Genomic DNA, 16,409 nt, shown 5'->3' with positions numbered 1-16,409 from the left:
CTCTTTCGAGACAACGCGGGTTTGTTCACCTGGATATCAAGGGGGCGCTGACCATGGCGGGCAGGAGGTCTCTTGGCCGACGGTTCGGGTGGCTGTGGGCGGCGTACGGGGTCAGCACGTTCGGTACGCGGCTCGCGTTCGACGCGTTCGCGCTGATCGCGATCCTGGTGCTGCACGCCGGGCCGGTCCAGGTGTCGGTGCTGGCCGCCACGGGGCTCGCGGTGGGGGCCGCGGTGGCGGTGCCGCTCGGGCCGTGGGTGGAGTTTCGCCGCAAGAGGCCGGTGATGGTCGCGATGGACCTGATCCGGTTCGTGGCGCTGATGAGCGTCCCCGCCGCGTACGCACTCGGTCTGCTCGGTTTCGTCCAGCTGCTGGTGGTGTCCGTCGTCGTGGGCGCGGCCGACATCGCCTTCGGCGCGGCCGGTGGCGCGTACCTGAAGGCGCTGGTGCCGGCGCAGGACCTGCTCGTCGCGAACGGACGGTTCGAGTCGACGAACTGGACCGCCACCCTGATCGGACCGCCGGTCGGCACGGCCGCGATCGGGCTGTTCGGACCGGTGACGACCGTGACGGCCGATGCGGTCAGCTATCTGCTCTCGGCCGCGGGGATCCGTGCGATCGGCGGCGGCGAGCAGCGCCCCGTGCGCACCGGAGCCGAGCGGGCCCGGTTCCGTCCCGGCGATCTGCTCGACGGGTGGCGGTTCATCCTGGCCCACCCGACGCTGCGTCCCCTGTTCTTCAACACGGTCCTGGTCAGCGGCCTGATCATGGCGACCCTGCCCCTGCTCGCCGTGCTCATGCTCGGCCCGCTCGGGTTCGCCCCCTGGCAGTACGGCCTCGCGTTCGGCCTGCCCTGTGTCGGGGGCGTCATCGGCGCCCGGCTGGCCCGGCGGCTCGTCGCCCGGTACGGGCGGCGCAGGGTCCTGCTCGCCGCCGGGACGCTGCGGGCGTGCTGGTCGGCCGGTCTGGCCTTCGTCCGGCCGGGCGCGATCGGGCTCGTACTGGTCATCGTGGTCGAGTTCGGGCTGATCACGTGCATGGGCGTGTTCAATCCGGTGTTCGCCGCCTACCGGCTCGACCGGACGCCCGCGGACCGGATCGCCCGCACCCTGACGGCGTGGTCGGTGACCGGCAAGGCGACGATCGCGGCCATGACGGGGCTGTGGGGCGTGCTGGCGGGTTTCGCCGGCCCCCGCACCGCGATCGCCGTGGCCGGTCTCCTCATGCTGATCACCCCCGCCCTGCTCCTGAAGGCGGTTCCGGCTTCAGGAGCGGCGGCGCACGCCGGGGTCAGTCCTCCGGGAGTTCGACCGGGGCGATCTCGTCGTAGACGTCGCCCGGGCCGGGGTTCGTGGAGTCCGTGGAGCCGCCGAGGTGGTGCATGACGCCCCAGACGGCGTTGAGGGCCGTCTGGACCGCGCCCTCCGCCCAGCCCGCCGTCCAGGAGATGTCGTCGCCCGCGAGGAAGATGCCGCGCTTGTCCTCGGGGAGGCTGTCCTGCATGAAGTGGGTGAACAGGCGGCGCTGGTAGCGGTAGTGGCCCGGCAGGTTGGCCTTGAACGCGCCCATGAAGTAGGGCTCGTTCTCCCAGGACACGGTCACCGGGTTGCCGATGATGTGGCGGCGGATGTCGACCTTCGGGTAGATCTCGCCGAGGGACTTGAGCATGACCTCCATCCGCTCGTTCGCGGACAGCGGCAGCCACTTCAGGCTGTCGTCGCACCAGGTGTAGGACAGGCAGATGACGGCCGGCTTGTCGGGACCGTTGTCCAGGAGGTACGTGCCGCGGGTCATGCGGTCGGTCAGGGTCATCGACATGACGTCGCGGCCCGTCTCCTCGTCCTTGTCCAGCCAGAACGGACGGTCCACCGGGATGAAGAGCTTGGAGCTCTCCATGTAGTGGGTGCGTTCGATCGCCGTCCAGTGGTCGATCGGGAAGAGCGTGTCGTCGCACGCGATCTTCGAGAGCAGCATCCAGGACTGGGCCGTGAAGATCGCGGCGCGGTACGTGCGGATGTCACCGGTGGCGTCCGTGACCGTGATGCGGTTGCCCGCCGTGCGGTGCAGGCGGGTGACCGCCGGGCGCGGGGCGCCGCCGTGCAGGGAGGAGAGGGAGGTGCCCTGGGCCCAGTGCACGATCTTCTCGGGCTCGCGGTCCCACATGCGCAGCGGGAGCTGCTGCGAGCCGCCCACGATGCCGCGGTGGTGGTCGTCGGCCTCGGTGTAGACGACGCGCAGGATCTCCAGGATGGAGTTCGGGAAGTCGGTGTCCCAGCCGCCCGTGCCGAAGCCGACCTGGCCGAAGATCTCGCGCTTGCGGAAGGACTTGAAGGCCTCGGACTTGCAGAGGAACCCGTAGAAGGTCTCGTCGTCGAGCTTCTCGACGAGCTTCGCCCAGATCTCCCGGATGCGCGGGACGTCCCGCTCGCGCATGGCGGTGTTCATGTCGGAGAAGTCGGCGCCCTCGTCCAGGCAGGCATTCCACGCGGCGGACACGTCGCGGTAGACCTGCGGGAGGTCGGCGATGGTCTCGGCGTAGTGGGTCTCGCCCTTGAGGTCGACGACCGTCGAGGGGGTGGACTCGGCGAGGGGGTTCGGGAAGGGCTCGGTGACCAGGCCGACGAGGTCGATGTAGTGCTGGAGGGCCGTGGAGGACGGCGGGAAGCGCATGGCGCCCATCTCCGCGGTCAGCTCCTCGGTGCCCGCGCCCTCGAAGCCCACGGTGCGCAGCCGGCCGCCGATCTGGTCGGCTTCGTAGACGACGGGCTTGAGGCCCATCTTCATCAGCTCGTACGCGGAGATGATGCCGGACAGCCCGCCGCCGATGACGGCGACTTCGGTGCCGTGCTCGGTCGCCGGTATCTGCCCGAGGCCCGCCGGGTGGGCGAGGAAGTCGTCGTACGCGTAGGGGAAGTCCGGTCCGAACATCGTGATCGGCATCGATCCGTCGCTGTGCGGGACGGCGGTGGTGGGCACCGTGGACGTCATGGGGTACGACTCCTAGCGGGGTGGGGCAGGGGGAAGGGCAAGCAGGGGGAGCGGCGGCGGTTCGCGGGCCGCGGTCAGACGAGCGAGGCGTACAGACCGGGCCGCCGGTCGCGCAGGTACGGGTTGGTCTCGCGCGAGACGCGCAGCAGCTCGGGGTCGGCCTCGCCGAACACCAGCTCCTCGCCGCGGCCGGCCCGGGTCCGGGTGACCCCGTCGGGACTGGCCAGGCAGCTGAGGCCGACGAACTCGAACTCGCCTTCCGGGCCGGTGCGGTTGACGTACGCGATGTACATCTGGTTCTCGAAGGCCCGTACGGGGACCAGCTGTTCGGCGACGAACTGGAACGGGTGCATCTGCGCGGTCGGCACCAGGAGGAGGTCGGTGCCGGCCAGCGCGTGCGCCCGGACGTTCTCGGGGAACTCCACGTCGTAGCAGATCATCACGCCGACGCGCAGGCCGCCGAGGTCCGCCTGGACCACCGGGGTGTCGCCGGGGGTGAAGGCCGCCTGCTCGAAGCAGCCGAAGAGGTGGGTCTTGCGGTAGTTCGCCAGCCGCTCCCCGTCGGCGCCGACGAGCTGCGCCGCGTTGTAGACGGCGTCGCCGTCCCGCTCGGGGTAGCCGTAGAGCACGGCCAGCCCGTGGCGGCGGGCGATCTCGCCGATGGCGCGGGCGGACATGCCGTCGGCCGGTTCGGCGAGCCGCGCGATGTCCTCGATCTCCAGCGCGTAGCCGGTCAGGAACATCTCCGAGGTCACGAGGAGCCCGGCCCCCGCCTGTGCGGCGCGTGCCGCGGCCTCTTCGAGCGCCTTCAGGTTGTCGGCGGTGTCGCCGAGCCGTCCGGAACTCTGGAGGAGGGCGGTGCGCAGCGGGGGCATGGGCGTACCTCTGTGGCAGGAGGGGTGGGGGTCCTTAGACGGTACGTTCGCGCGTTCGACCGGGACAAGCCGTGACCGTTGCGCGCCGCGCATCGATTCGTTGCGCATTGGCGGGCGTGGGCGGCGATTCGTTGCGCGGAGCCCGTACGAACGGTCCGAAAGGCCCTTCCGGGGGTTTTACGAGGCCGGGCGGAAGGCCGGGTGGACGCTCAGCCGGCGCAGGTCTTCCAGGATGTCGGGGGCGTGGTTGGAGACCACCCGGCCGCTCCAGCCGTCGCAGAGGGCGGGGACGGTGAGCGTGCCGTCGTGGTCGTGCCCGGCGGCCTCGTAGGCGCGGCGGAGCGCGTCGTGCCCCGCGGGGTCGGAGCCGGGCCGCAGGACGGTCAGGGCCACGGTGTCCCGGAGGCCCAGCTCGGCGAAGGCGGCGGTGACGCCGAGGCAGCGCGGACAGTCGTCGGCGGCCACGTAGAGCCGGTAGCGGTGCGGTACCGGCGAGAAGCCGGTCCCGATCCGGCCCCGGAGGACGGCGGCCCGGACGCGGCTCCGGGCGGGCGCCGGGACGGGGGTCTGGGCAGGGCTCTGGACAAGGCTCGGGACATGGGTCTGGGCAGGGCTCGGGGCAGGCGTCTGGACATGGGTCTGGACATGGGTCTGGGACATGGGTCTCCTCGGTCTGTGTGCGTACGCGCGTGCTCGGCGGGGCCTCAGGAGGCCGGGGCCGTGGCACTGCAGACGCGGAGGAGATCTATGTGCAGCCGGCGGGTGAGCCAGGAGCGGCGCAGCGGGGTGGTGGAGGAGGAGGGTGTGATGAGCTGGTCCACCGGGGCCCCTTCCTGTCCGCCACCCCCATTAGGCTGGCGTTCGCAGTCTCATGGCACCGCCAGGGGCCGTCAAGACCGCCCGCACGAGTCCGTACAAGTGCCCGTACAAGTGCCTGCGCAAGTGGCCGCACAAGCACCTGCGCAAGCGCCTGCGCCCGAGGGAAGGAACCTCCCGCTCATGTCCCGTGCGTCCCGGCCCGACGCGGTCCTCGACAATCCCGTCTGGGCCGCGCTCGACGGCCCGCACCGGGGCTTCGCCGAGACCGGTCCCGCCGGACTCGCCGCCCGGTACGCGGCCGGCGTCTCGCCCTTCGCCGCGCTGGCCGACCCGGAGGATCCGCGGGCCTGGGCGGATCTGGCCGAGCTCGCCGGTCCCGGTCGGGAGGTCTGGGTGACCGGGCTGCCGACCCCGCCCGCGGGCTGGGAGACGCTGATGTCGATACCGGGCGTACAGCTGGACGGCCGGGCGGTACGGGGCAAGGAGGAACCGGAGGCGGTCCTGCTGGGGCCCGCCGACGTGCCCGAGATGCTGGAGCTGGTCGAGCTGACCCGGCCGGGCCCGTTCGGGGAGCGCACCGTCGAGCTGGGCACGTACCTCGGGATCCGCCGCGGCGGCCGGCTCGTCGCGATGGCGGGCGAGCGGATGCGGCCGCCGGGCTGGTCGGAGATCAGCGCCGTGTGCACGCACCCCGAGCACCGGGGCGAAGGGCTCGCCGGGCGGCTGATCCGCGCGGTCGTGGCCGCCGTGGAGGAGCGCGGGGACACCGCGTTCCTGCATGCCGCGGCGCAGAACACCTCGGCCGTGGGGCTGTACCTCTCGATGGGCTTCACCCTGCGCCGCGAGCCGGTGTTCATCGGGCTTCGCACGCCCGACACGAAGCATTAACACGGATTGACATTCCATCCGTTGTGGCCCGGTCCCCCCTGATCTAGCGTCGGAGGGACGACCGGAACACGAGGTGAAGGGGGGTGGCAGGGCATGACCGTACGAACCGCCGGTGACGCCCTCACCCCGCGCCGCGCCGTCCACCTGCATTCCCGCGCGCACATCGACCTCCTGCGCGTCGCCGGTTCCCTCTGTCGTTCCTGATCAGCGTTCCGCGTTTCCGCGAGCAGTTTCGCCCTTCGCCGCGCCGTCCGATCAGGAGGCAGTTCCGTCATGCCCGTGCACCCTTCCCCCTCCCCCGCCACCTCCCCCGCGCTCCACCTCGCCGTGGCCCTCGACGGGGCGGGCTGGCATCCCGCCGCCTGGCGCGAACCGGGCGCCGATCCCGGCCTGTTGTTCACGGCCGGCTACTGGGCCGCGCTCGTCGCCGAGGCCGAGGCCGGACTGCTGGACTTCGTCACCTTCGAGGACTCGCTGAGCCTGCAGTCCACCGATCCGGCCGGGCCCGACGGCCGCACCGACCTGGTGCGGGGCCGGCTCGACGCGGTGCTGGTCGCCGCCCGGGTGGCGCCGCTGAGCCGGCACATCGGGCTGGTGCCGAGCGTGGTGGCCACCCACACCGAGCCCTTCCACGTCTCCAAGGCGCTCGCCACCCTGGACTACGTGAGCCGCGGCCGCGCCGGGCTGCGCATCCAGATCTCCGAACGGCCGGACGAGGTGCGCCACTTCGGGCGCCGTACGGCGCCCCTGGACCCGGCCGAGCTGTACGGGGAGGCCGCCGATCACGTCGAGGTGGTCCGGCGGCTGTGGGACAGCTGGGAGGACGACGCGGAGATCCGCGACGCGGCCACCGGACGGTTCATCGACCGGGCCAAGCTGCACTACATCGACTTCGAGGGCCCCCGGTTCAGCGTGAAGGGCCCCTCGATCACCCCGCGGCCTCCCCAGGGCCTGCCCCCGGTGAGCGCGCTGGCATCGGACGCCGCCGTGTACCCCTTCCTCGCCCGGTCGGCCGACATCGGCTACGTGCCCGCGCACGATGCCGGCGAGATCCGCACCGCCGTCGCCGCGCTCCCCGGCACCCCGCACCTGTTCGGTGAGCTGACGGTCTTCCTCGACGAGCAGCCGGCCGCGGCGGAGCGAAGGCTCCAGCGGCTGGACGCCGCGCACGGGACCGCGTACACGAGTGACGCCCCCGTCTTCGCGGGGACTCCGGCGCACCTCGCCGACCTGCTGCTGGAGGGGCGGGAGGCGGGGCTGACCGGCTTCCGGCTGCGTCCGGGGGTGCTCGCCCACGACCTGCCGGCGATCACCCGCGGCCTGGTCCCGGAGCTCCAGCGGCGCGGGGCGTTCCGGCGGGCCTACGAGGCCTCCTCGCTCCGCGGCCTGCTGGGGCTGCCGCGCCCGGCGAGCCGGTACGCCGCCGCCCCGGCGGCTCCCGCCGCCGCCGCTTCCCCCGCCGCCTGATCCCCAGGAAGGACCTACAGCAGCCATGAGCAAGCCGCTCAAGCAGATCCATCTCGCGGCGCACTTCCCGGGGGTCAACAGCACCACCGTGTGGAGCGACCCGGCCGCCGGGAGCCAGATCGACTTCGATTCCTTCCTCCATTTCGCGCGGACCGCCGAGCGCGCGAAGTTCGACTTCCTCTTCCTCGCCGAGGGCCTGCGCCTGCGCGAACAGGGCGGTGAGATCTACGACCTGGACGTGGTGGGCCGCCCCGACACCTTCACGGTGCTGGCGGCGCTCGCCGCCGTCACCGAGCACCTCGGGCTGGCCGGCACCATCAACTCCACCTTCAACGAACCGTACGAGGTGGCCCGCCAGTTCGCCTCCCTCGACCATCTGTCGGGGGGCCGGGCCGCCTGGAACGTGGTGACCTCCTGGGACGCCTTCACCGGGGAGAACTTCCGGCGCGGCGGGTTCCTGCCGCGCGAGGAACGCTACGAGCGGGCACGGGAGTTCCTGGACACCGCCCACGAGCTCTTCGACGCGTGGGACGGCGGCGAGATCCTCGCCGACCCGGTCTCCGGGGAGTTCCTGCGGGACGCGAACCCCGGCGCCTTCGCCCACCTGGGCAAGCAGTTCGACATCTCCGGGCACTTCAACGTGCCGCGCAGCCCCCAGGGGCGGCCGGTCGTCTTCCAGGCGGGCGATTCGGACGAGGGGCGGGAGTTCGCGGCGGCCGCCGCGGACGCCATCTTCGGGCGGTACGGCACGCTGGAGGCGGGCCGCGCCTTCTACGCGGACGTCAAGGGGCGCCTGGCCCGCTACGGGCGCACCCCCGACGAGCTGAAGATCCTTCCGGCGGCGACCTTCGTGCTCGGCGACACCGACGCCGAGGCGCAGGAGCTGGCCCGCGAGGTGCGGCTCCAGCAGGTCAGCGGGGCGACCGCGATCAAGCGCCTGGAGCACGTGTGGAACCGGGACCTGTCGGGCTACGACCCGGACGGGCCGCTGCCGGACGTGGATCCGGTGCCCGGGGAGAACACCATCGCGCTGGGCCGGGCGAGCGTGCGCATGCACCGGGATCCGCTGGCCGTGGCCCGTGAGTGGCGGGAGCGGGCCGCCGCCGGGGGGCTGTCGATCCGCGAGCTGGTGATGGAGACGACCGAGCGGCAGTCCTTCGTCGGCTCGCCCCTCACCGTCGCCCAGGGCATCGACGCCCTGGTCCAGGCGGACGCGGCCGACGGCTTCATCCTGGTCCCCCACCTGACCCCCGGCGGGCTCGACGCCTTCGCGGACACCGTCGTCCCGCTGCTCCAGGAGCGCGGGGTGTTCCGCCGGGAGTACGAAGGCCCGACGCTGCGCGACCACCTCGGGCTGGCGGCGCCGCGCGCGCTCGCCCCGGCGCACGGCTGACCTCCGCAGGACCGCATCCAAGCCCGTCACCGAAGAAGGGGGAACACCATGCCCGGTATCCCGCTCGGAGTCCTCGACCTCGTCCCGGTAGCCTCCGGCTCCACGGCCGCCGAGGCACTCCGCAACAGCGTCGACCTCGCCCGGCAGAGCGAGCGGTTCGGCTACGCCCGCTACTGGTTCGCCGAGCACCACCTGAATCCGGGTGTGGCGGGGACCTCGCCCGCCGTCGTACTGGCGCTGACCGCCTCGGCCACCTCCACGATCCGGATCGGCTCGGGGGCGGTCCAGCTCGGGCACCGCACGGCCTTGTCGACGGTCGAGGAGTTCGGCCTGCTGGACGCGGTGCACCCGGGGCGGATCGACCTGGGGCTGGGGCGTTCGGGGGGCGGCCCGCCGGCCGGCCGTGCCGGGGCCGAGCCGCCGGTGGCGTACACCACCGCGAACGGGCTGCGCATACCGAAGCCCTTCTCCTTCGCCCACCTGCGCGATCACCCGCGGATCGCGCTCCAGCAGCGGCTGTTGCAGCTGCCGGGGGCCACGGCGCAGGAGTACTCCGAGCAAGTGGGCGACGTACTGGCCCTGTTGCGCGGGGAGTACCGCTCGCCGGAGGGCGTGGAGGCGCACGCCGTGCCCGGGGAGGGCGCCGAGGTCCAGGTGTGGGTGCTGGGGAGCAGCGCCGGGGTGAGCGCGGAGACGGCCGGCGCGAACGGGCTGCGGTTCGCGGCGAACTACCACGTCAGCCCGGCGAGCGTGCTGGAAGCCGCCGAGGCCTACCGGGCGGCCTTCAAGCCCTCGGCCGGACCGGGCGGGCTGGACCGGCCGCACCTGACCGTGTCCGCCGATGTCGTGGTGGCCCCGGACGACGCCGAGGCCCGGGAGCTGGCCGCCGGGTACGCGCCGTGGGTGCACAGCATCCGGTCCGGCGAGGGGGCGATCCCCTTCCCCGCGCCCGAGGAGGCCCGTGCGCTGACCCGGGACTGGTCGGCGGCGGACCACGAGCTGGTCGCGGACCGGGTGGAGACGCAGTTCGCCGGTTCTCCGGCCACCGTCGCCGACCAGCTGGAGCGGCTGCGGGACGCCACGGGCGCCGACGAACTGCTGATCACCACGATCACGCACGCGCACGCCGACCGCGTGCGCTCGTACCGGCTGCTGGCCGGGGAGTGGGCCCGGCGGGGGTGAGGCCCCGGCTTTCGCCGGGGGCCCGGGAGGAGGATCGTGGGAGGTGAGTCCGCCGGCGTCCGTCCACCCCGGGAGGTAGATCATGCGCAAGGTTCTGGACTGCAGGGAGTACCCCAGCGAAATGAACTGCACCCTCACCATCGCCGGTGACGAGGAGGAACTGCTGCGGGCCTCCGTGCAGCACGCCGTCGACGTGCACAGTCACACGGACACCCCGGAGTTCCGCGAGCAGCTGCGCGGCCTGATGAAGGACGAGGTCCCGCAGCACGCCTGAGGCCCGGCCCGTACGGCGCCCGGCGTGGCACCAGGGGTGCTACGCCGGTGCGCCCGAGGTGAAGCGGCGCAGCAGCGGGGAGAGGACGAGGACGGACTTGGTGCGCTCCACGAAGGGCTCGCCCGCGATCCGCTCCAGGACCCGCTCGAAGTGCCGCATGTCGGAGGCGAAGATCTGCACGAGGGCGTCCGCGTCGCCGGTGACGGTCGACGCGGACACCACCTCGGGGTAGCGCTCCAGGCCCCGCCGGATGTCGTCCGGCGAGGTGTTGTGGCGGCAGTACATCTCGATGAAGCCCTCGGTCTCCCAGCCCATCGAGGCGGGGTCCACGCGGACGGTGAAGCCCGTGATGGCTCCTTCGGCGCGCAGCCGGTCCACCCGCCGCTTGACGGCGGGGGCCGAGAGTCCGACCTCGGAGCCGATGTCCGCGAAGGAGCGGCGGGCGTCCTTGGCCAGGGCGTGCACGATGCGTTCGTCGAGATCGTTCAGTCGCACTACGGGTGGATCACTTCTCTACTGCGGCCGGTTCTGCTGCGGCCAGGCGGGAGCGGCGGATGCCGTACAGGAAGTAGATCACGAGCCCGACGGCCATCCAGCCACCGAAGACCTGCCAGGTGACGGCGTCGAGGCTCCACATCACCCAGCCGCAGGCGAGGAAGCCGAGGATCGGCGTGAGGGGGAACAGGGCCACCTTGAAGGTGCGCGGCATGTCCGGGCGGGTGAAGCGCAGGATGATGACGGCGACGTTGACCAGGCCGAAGGCGAAGAGCGTGCCGATGCTGGTGGCGTCGGCCAGCTTGCCGAGCGGGATGGTCGCGGCGAGGAGTCCGCAGAAGAGGCCGACGATCACGACGTTCGCGCGGGGGACGCCGGTGCGCGCGTTGACCTTGCCGAAGGCCTTGGGCACGAGGCCGTCGCGGGACATCGCGAAGAGGATGCGGGTCTGGCCGTAGAGCACGGCGAAGACGACCGAGGCGATGGCGACGACGGCGCCCGCGGCGAGGACGACGCCCCAGAAGCTGTGGCCGGTGACGTCGGTCATGATCTGGGCGAGCGCGGCCTCGGTGCCCTCGAAGTCCTGCCACGGCATGGCACCGACGGCGACGAAGGCGACGAGGACGTAGAGGACGGTGACGATCAGCAGCGAGAGCATGATCGCGCGGGGCAGGTCGCGCTTGGGGTTCTTGGCTTCTTCACCGGCGGTGGAGGCGGCGTCGAAGCCGATGTAGGAGAAGAAGAGGGTGCCGGCCGCGGCGGTGATGCCCTCCCGGCCGAGCGGGTTGAAGTTCGAGTAGTTGCCGGACTTGATGCCCATGGCGCCGATGCCGATGAAGAGCAGCAGGGTGACGATCTTCACGCCGACCATGATCGAGTTGATCCGGGCGCTCTCCTTGGCTCCACGCATGAGGAAGACCATGGCGAGCAGGACGACGACGAGCGCCGGCAGGTTGATGAAGCCGCCCTCGCCCAGCGGGGCGGAGACGCTCTCGGGGATGGTGATCCCTATCGTGCCGTCGAGGAATTCGTTGAGGTACTCGCCCCAGCCGACGGCGACCGCCGCGACGGAAACCCCGTACTCCAGGATCAGGCACCAGCCGCAGACCCAGGCGACGAGCTCGCCCATGGTGGCGTACGCGTACGAGTACGAGGACCCGGAGACCGGCACCGATCCGGCCAGCTCCGCGTAGGAGAGGGCCGAGAAGAGAGCGGTCAGGCCCGCGATGATGAAGGAGATCGTCACGGCGGGGCCGGCCTTGGGGGCCGCGGTGCCGAGGACGACGAAGATGCCCGTGCCGAGCGTCGCACCGATGCTGATCATGGTCAGCTGCCACATGGTGAGCGAGCGGCGCAGCGAGCCGCCCTCGCCCTGACCGCCCTCGGCGACCAGCTGCTCCACCGGCTTGCGGCGCAGGAGCGGGTGGGCGGGCTTGCGCGGCGCCTGGGGGGCGGGGGCGAGCGGTGGCGCCTGGCCGTGGTCGAGCACGAGGGGACTCCTTTGTCACTGCGGGTGGGGTTTCAGGCGTCGACCGCAGCGGTCCGGAGCAGGAGCAGGCCGCGAAGGGCCTGGGCATGGGGGGACCGCGAGCAGGCGGTCCACGCCACTCCACGTACAGCGAGTGAGCCTACGAGCTGAGTGATACCGCCCGTAATGCACCATCCTTGCACATAGGCGATTGTTCGTTGCGCGGATCTGTCCTGGATGGTCCTTTGTTGCGCGGGGATGATCGATCGCTGCGCAGCCGATCCCGACCCGCATTCTTGACACTTCGTCAGATCTGCCGCAGCGTGCCGCCATGGACCTGGACGTGCTCTACGAGATCGACGTGCCGCGGCCCTGGCGGGGAGCCCACCCGCACGGCCAGCGGGCCGCTGAGCAGCGCGCTTACCGGGAGGCGGTGGAGCAGATCCGGCTCGCCGACCGGATGGGCTTCCGTACCGTCTGGGCGGTCGAACACCACTTCCGCGAGGGCCGCTCGCACTGCCCGGCCCCCGAGGTCCTCCTCGGGCACCTGGCCGGACTCACCGAGCGGATCCGGCTGGGCTTCGGCGTGACCCTGACCCCCTTCGCCTTCACCCCGCCGCAGCGCATCGCGGAGAAGGTCGCCACCGTCGACGTGCTCTCCGGCGGCCGGGTGGAATGGGGCACCGGCCGGTCCACTCCCATGGAGCAGGCGGCCTTCGGGGTGGACCGGGCGAAGTCCCGCGACGACTGGCGCGAGGCCATCGAAATCGTGACCGGAATGTGGCGCGAGGAGTACTTCGCCTACGCATCGGAGCGTTTCACCTTCCCGCGCCGCATGGTCACCCCCAAGCCGGTGCAGGACCCGCACCCGCCCGCCTGGATGGCGGCCACCTCCCCCGGCTCCGCGGAGGTCGCGGGCGCGCACGGCCTCGGGCTGCTCTCCTTCTCGATCATGCAGCCGCTGGAGGCGATGGCCGCCCAGGTGGCCGCCTACCGGGCCGCGGCCGCCGCCCCGAGCCCCCTCACCGACGTCACCACGGACCGGGTCGCCGCCTACACCCTGGTCCACGCCACCCCGCCGCGCACCGGCCCGGGACCCCGGGTCTGGGAGTCGGTCGCCTGGTGGTACTCCAACCTGGCGCGGTTCACCCTGGAGTGGGAGCTGCCGCACCTGAGCCCCGAGGAGCGGGAGCGGACCTTCCCGCTGCTCACGCCGATCCTCGAAGGGAACGTACCCGTAAGGGAGTTCAGCGACGGGGACATGATCCTCATCGGGGACGCGGAGACCATCGTCACCAAGGCCAAGCGGTACGCGGACCTCGGCGTCGACCAGCTCATCTGCTACGTCCAGTGGGGGTACCTGGAGCACCGGGAGATCCTGCGGACCCTGGAGATCCTGGGCAAGGAAGTCATACCGGAGCTGGCCCGGTACACGCCCCGGAAGGCCTCCGCGTGAGCGAGGGCCCCGGCGGCCCCGGCATCCCCTCCGCCCCCGACACCGGCCCCGACACCTCCCCCGTCCCCGACTACGCCGCCCTGCACCGTCTCGACGGCCGCGCCCTCGTCCTGCTCGGCGCGGGCAACGGCATCGGCCGCCAGACCGCGCACGCGCTGGCCGCGGGCGGCGCCCGCGTGCTGTGCGTGGACGTGGACGAGGAGCGGGCCCGCGCGGTCGCCGCGGAGACCGGGGGCGTCCCGTACGCCGCCGACGTCACGCGGCGAGAGGCCGTACGGGAGCTCTTCGCCGCGGCGCCGGAGCTGCTCGGCGGCCGCCCGGTCGGCGGGGTCGTCGACATCGTCGGCATGGCCCGGTACGCCGCTCTGCCCGAGCTGGACGACGAGGGCTGGGACTGGCACTTCGACCTGGTGCTGCGGCACGCCTGGCTGACGGTCCAGTACGGCGGCGAGGCCGTCGCCGCGGCCGGCGGCGGACCGCTGGTCTTCGTCGCCTCCGTCTCCGGGCTCACCGCGGCCCCGCTGCACGCCGCCTACGGCGCCGCGAAGGCCGGCCTGATCTCCTTGGTGCGCTCGGCGGCGGTAGAGCTGGGCCCGCGCGGGGTACGGGTCAACGCGGTGGCACCGGGGGTGGTGTGGACCCCGCGGGTCGCCGCCCTGCTGGGGCCCGAGGGGCGCCGGGTCAACGCGGAGAACGCCCCGCTGGGCCGGGTCGCGGAGCCCCGGGACATCGCGGCGGCGCTGTACTTCCTGGCTTCGCCGCAGTCCTCGTACATGACGGGGCAGACGCTGGTCGTGGACGGCGGCGTCGCCGTGAAGTTCCCGTACCCGACGGTCGGAGGCGCACGATGAGCACACGGGAAGCAGGACCCGACGCGGTCACGGCCCCGCGCACGAACGAAGACGACGGCACCGCCGCCGCCGGGCCGTGGCTGGACCCCGGCCCCTTCCTGCGCGGTGTGGCCTGGCTGGACGGGGGCCGCCCCGTGCGGGCCGACCCGGCCGACACCATGCGGCTGCCCTGGGACACCGGCGAGCGGGCCACCCTGCCCATCGGGGTGCGCCTGGAGTTCACCGCGGCCGCCGCCCGGGCGGTGGAGATCCACTACCGGGCGACCGTGCCCGGCCCCACCGACGCGCTCCGCGACCTCGCGCACGGGTTCGCCCTGTGGGACCGGCACGGGGTGGTCGGCGAGCTGTACACCGAGCCGGCTGCCGAGGCCGTCGTACGGCTCGAACTGCCCGGCGGCTCCGGACCGTTCACCATCCACCCGCCCGAGACCCAGTCCCCGCTGATCCTCGGCCTGCGCGGGATCGGCGGCCCGCTCGCCCCCGCGCCGCCCGCCACCCGCTGGGTGGTGCACGGAGACTCCATCACCGAGGGCTGGTGGTCGACCCGGCCCGCGCACGGCTGGCCCGCGGTGGCCGGGCGGGCGCTCGGCTGGGACACCGTCAACCTCGGCTACGCGGGCGCGGCGCGCGGGGAACTGGCCTGCGCCGAGCAGCTCGCCGGACTCCCCGCCGACGTCCTCACCCTCGCCTTCGGCACCAACTGCTGGTCCCGCGTGCCCTTTTCGGCCCCGCTCCTGTACGAGACCACCCGCGCGTTCCTCGAACTGGTCCGCCAGGGCCACCCCCGCACCCCGCTGCTCCTCCTCTCCCCGCTGCTGCGCCCGGACGCGGAACGCACCCCGAACAAGCTGGGCGCCACCCTGGGCGCGCTGCGCGACGCGATGGAGCGCGCCACCCGGGAGCGGATCGCCGCCGGGGACGAGCGGCTGGTGCTGCTGCCGGGGCGGGAGGTGCTGGGCCCCGAGCACTTGGCGGACGGACTGCACCCCAACGACGCCGGACACCGCACGCTCGGCCTCGCTGTGGCCACGGCCATGAAGCGGGCCGGGTTCGACCCGGGGTGAGTGAAACAGCCCACATCGACGGGATTGAACAGATCGGCTCCGACTGGGCGTGTCCTGCACACAGTTGCCGCCGCTCCACTCCGCACGGACGGATGGACGCGGCGGCGCAGGCAAGGACACACAGTGGGAGACATCAACATGGGCATCAAGCGCGGAACCACCCTGGCGGCCGTGGCGGTCGTCGTCGCACTCACCGCGACCGCGTGCGGCGGGAGCGATTCGGCGGGCGACACCGTCAAGCCGGCCGGAGCGGTCGCAGCTCCCTCCCAGGCCCCCTCCTCGGGCGACGGTTACGGATCCGGTGCGGGCTCCGACGCCGGCGCGGACGGCGCAGCCGAGCCCGCCGGTCAACTGGCCATCGCCCAGGACGAGAAGCTCGGCTCCGTCCTCGCCGACAGCGCGGGCTTCACCCTCTACCGCTTCGACAAGGACACCGCGAAGCCGTCCAAGTCCTCCTGCGACGGGGACTGCGCGAAGGTCTGGCCGGTGGTCGCGGCCGGCGACGCCACCGCCGCGGCGGGCATGGACCCGGCGCTGCTGGGCGAGGTGGTCCGTACCGACGGCAGCAAGCAGCTGACGGTGGCGGGCTGGCCCGTGTACCGGTACAGCAAGGACGCCAAGGCGGGCGACACCAACGGGCAGGGCGTGGGCGGCACCTGGTTCGCGGCGGCCCCCGACGGCAAGAAGGCCGCGAAGGCGGCCGCCGCCCCCGCACCCGGCGGCGCGGGCCAGGCCTCCGGTGCGCTGACCGTGGCCAAGGACCCGAAGCTCGGCGACCACATCGTCGACGGCAACGGGATGACGGTCTACCGGTTCAAGCCGGACACCGCGTGGCCCATGGTCTCCAAGTGCGAGGGCGCCTGCGTGGCCAAGTGGCCGGTCGTACCGCCGGTGGACCAGGCGAACGCCAAGGGGATCATCCAGAAGAACTACCTGGTGCTCGACCGCCCCGACGGCAAGAAGCAGCAGACGGTGAACTGCTGGCCCGTCTACACCTTCACCGGTGACAAGAAGGCCGGCGACATCAACGGTCAGGGCGTCGGCGGCACCTGGTACGCGGTCGCCCCCGACGGCAAGCTCATCACCGTCCAGTAGACCGGCCCTCTCCGAGACCGGCCCTCCCCGAGACCCGCCCTCCCAAAGACCGGCCCTCCGGGCCAAAGGACCGCGCGGCCCCCGCCTCCCCTCC

Annotated in this window: 16 protein-coding genes; 11 read left to right on the top strand and 5 right to left on the bottom strand. The window is 72.6% G+C overall.

The annotated features are described in order from the left end of the window. The first annotated feature begins 53 nt into the window (after positions 1–53). Positions 54–1,385 carry an MFS transporter gene (locus tag OG276_RS31710; RefSeq protein WP_266910549.1) on the top strand — a complete coding sequence of 444 codons (1,332 nt, stop codon included), beginning with the start codon at positions 54–56 and terminating at the stop codon, positions 1,383–1,385. Here OG276_RS31710 and OG276_RS31705 read toward each other — a convergent pair. The 3 genes from OG276_RS31705 to OG276_RS31695 form a co-directional block, all read right to left on the bottom strand. Then, entirely contained in the window at positions 1,291–2,988 is a 1,698-nt protein-coding gene (locus OG276_RS31705; RefSeq protein ID WP_266910547.1) for an NAD(P)/FAD-dependent oxidoreductase, read from the bottom strand. The two genes, OG276_RS31710 and OG276_RS31705, sit on opposite strands and share 95 nt — an antisense overlap. A 74-nt stretch (positions 2,989–3,062) precedes the next feature. Beyond that, positions 3,063–3,863 (bottom strand): carbon-nitrogen hydrolase family protein, encoded by an 801-nt coding sequence (locus OG276_RS31700; RefSeq protein ID WP_266910545.1) that lies wholly within the window; start codon positions 3,861–3,863, stop codon positions 3,063–3,065. Between the two features lie 177 nt (positions 3,864–4,040). Beyond that, positions 4,041–4,523 (bottom strand): hypothetical protein, encoded by a 483-nt coding sequence (locus OG276_RS31695; protein WP_266910543.1) that lies wholly within the window; start codon positions 4,521–4,523, stop codon positions 4,041–4,043. 339 nt (positions 4,524–4,862) lie between these two features. On the opposite strand from OG276_RS31695, the gene OG276_RS31690 reads away from it, so the two are divergent. The 6 genes from OG276_RS31690 to OG276_RS31670 all read left to right on the top strand — a co-directional run bounded on the left by OG276_RS31690 (position 4,863) and on the right by OG276_RS31670 (position 9,886). Beyond that, positions 4,863–5,570 carry a GNAT family N-acetyltransferase gene (locus tag OG276_RS31690; protein ID WP_266910541.1) on the top strand — a complete coding sequence of 236 codons (708 nt, stop codon included), beginning with the start codon at positions 4,863–4,865 and terminating at the stop codon, positions 5,568–5,570. 93 nt (positions 5,571–5,663) lie between these two features. Beyond that, positions 5,664–5,774: a putative leader peptide gene (locus tag OG276_RS40880; protein ID WP_323182381.1), complete on the top strand. Its 111-nt coding sequence runs from the start codon at positions 5,664–5,666 to the stop codon at positions 5,772–5,774. Between the two features lie 69 nt (positions 5,775–5,843). Then, positions 5,844–7,037 carry an LLM class flavin-dependent oxidoreductase gene (locus OG276_RS31685; protein ID WP_266910539.1) on the top strand — a complete coding sequence of 398 codons (1,194 nt, stop codon included), beginning with the start codon at positions 5,844–5,846 and terminating at the stop codon, positions 7,035–7,037. A gap of 25 nt (positions 7,038–7,062) precedes the next feature. Continuing rightward, positions 7,063–8,430 carry an NtaA/DmoA family FMN-dependent monooxygenase gene (locus OG276_RS31680; protein ID WP_266910537.1) on the top strand — a complete coding sequence of 456 codons (1,368 nt, stop codon included), beginning with the start codon at positions 7,063–7,065 and terminating at the stop codon, positions 8,428–8,430. Positions 8,431–8,478: 48 nt separating this feature from the next. Continuing rightward, on the top strand, positions 8,479–9,612 hold the full coding sequence (locus OG276_RS31675; protein WP_266910535.1) for an LLM class flavin-dependent oxidoreductase: 1,134 nt from the start codon (positions 8,479–8,481) through the stop codon (positions 9,610–9,612). Between the two features lie 82 nt (positions 9,613–9,694). Beyond that, positions 9,695–9,886, top strand: a complete 192-nt coding sequence (locus OG276_RS31670) for a DUF1059 domain-containing protein (protein ID WP_266910533.1) — start codon at positions 9,695–9,697, stop codon at positions 9,884–9,886. 39 nt (positions 9,887–9,925) lie between these two features. On the opposite strand, the gene OG276_RS31665 is transcribed toward OG276_RS31670, so the two are convergent. Both OG276_RS31665 and OG276_RS31660 read right to left on the bottom strand, forming a co-directional pair. Beyond that, positions 9,926–10,381, bottom strand: a complete 456-nt coding sequence (locus tag OG276_RS31665) for an Lrp/AsnC family transcriptional regulator (protein WP_243334460.1) — start codon at positions 10,379–10,381, stop codon at positions 9,926–9,928. A 10-nt stretch (positions 10,382–10,391) separates the two neighbouring features. Further along, on the bottom strand, positions 10,392–11,870 hold the full coding sequence (locus tag OG276_RS31660; RefSeq protein ID WP_266910531.1) for an amino acid permease: 1,479 nt from the start codon (positions 11,868–11,870) through the stop codon (positions 10,392–10,394). A gap of 310 nt (positions 11,871–12,180) precedes the next feature. Between OG276_RS31660 and OG276_RS31655 the strand changes: the two genes are divergently transcribed. The 4 genes from OG276_RS31655 (at position 12,181) to OG276_RS31640 (ending at position 16,315) form a co-directional block, all read left to right on the top strand. Continuing rightward, positions 12,181–13,305, top strand: a complete 1,125-nt coding sequence (locus OG276_RS31655) for an LLM class flavin-dependent oxidoreductase (RefSeq protein ID WP_266910529.1) — start codon at positions 12,181–12,183, stop codon at positions 13,303–13,305. Then, positions 13,302–14,156 carry an SDR family NAD(P)-dependent oxidoreductase gene (locus OG276_RS31650; protein WP_266910527.1) on the top strand — a complete coding sequence of 285 codons (855 nt, stop codon included), beginning with the start codon at positions 13,302–13,304 and terminating at the stop codon, positions 14,154–14,156. The genes OG276_RS31655 and OG276_RS31650 overlap by 4 nt, the downstream gene beginning before the upstream one ends. Then, a complete protein-coding gene (locus tag OG276_RS31645; protein WP_266910525.1) occupies positions 14,153–15,220 on the top strand; it encodes a GDSL-type esterase/lipase family protein in 1,068 nt (355 codons plus the stop codon). The genes OG276_RS31650 and OG276_RS31645 overlap by 4 nt, the downstream gene beginning before the upstream one ends. Before the next feature lie 138 nt (positions 15,221–15,358). Next, positions 15,359–16,315, top strand: a complete 957-nt coding sequence (locus OG276_RS31640; RefSeq protein ID WP_266913279.1) for an SCO0930 family lipoprotein — start codon at positions 15,359–15,361, stop codon at positions 16,313–16,315. Positions 16,316–16,409: the final 94 nt, after the last annotated feature.

This window comes from Streptomyces sp. NBC_00086 (assembly GCF_026343255.1).
GTDB lineage: Bacteria > Actinomycetota > Actinomycetes > Streptomycetales > Streptomycetaceae > Streptomyces.
This window is presented reverse-complemented; position numbering and strand designations above follow the sequence as displayed.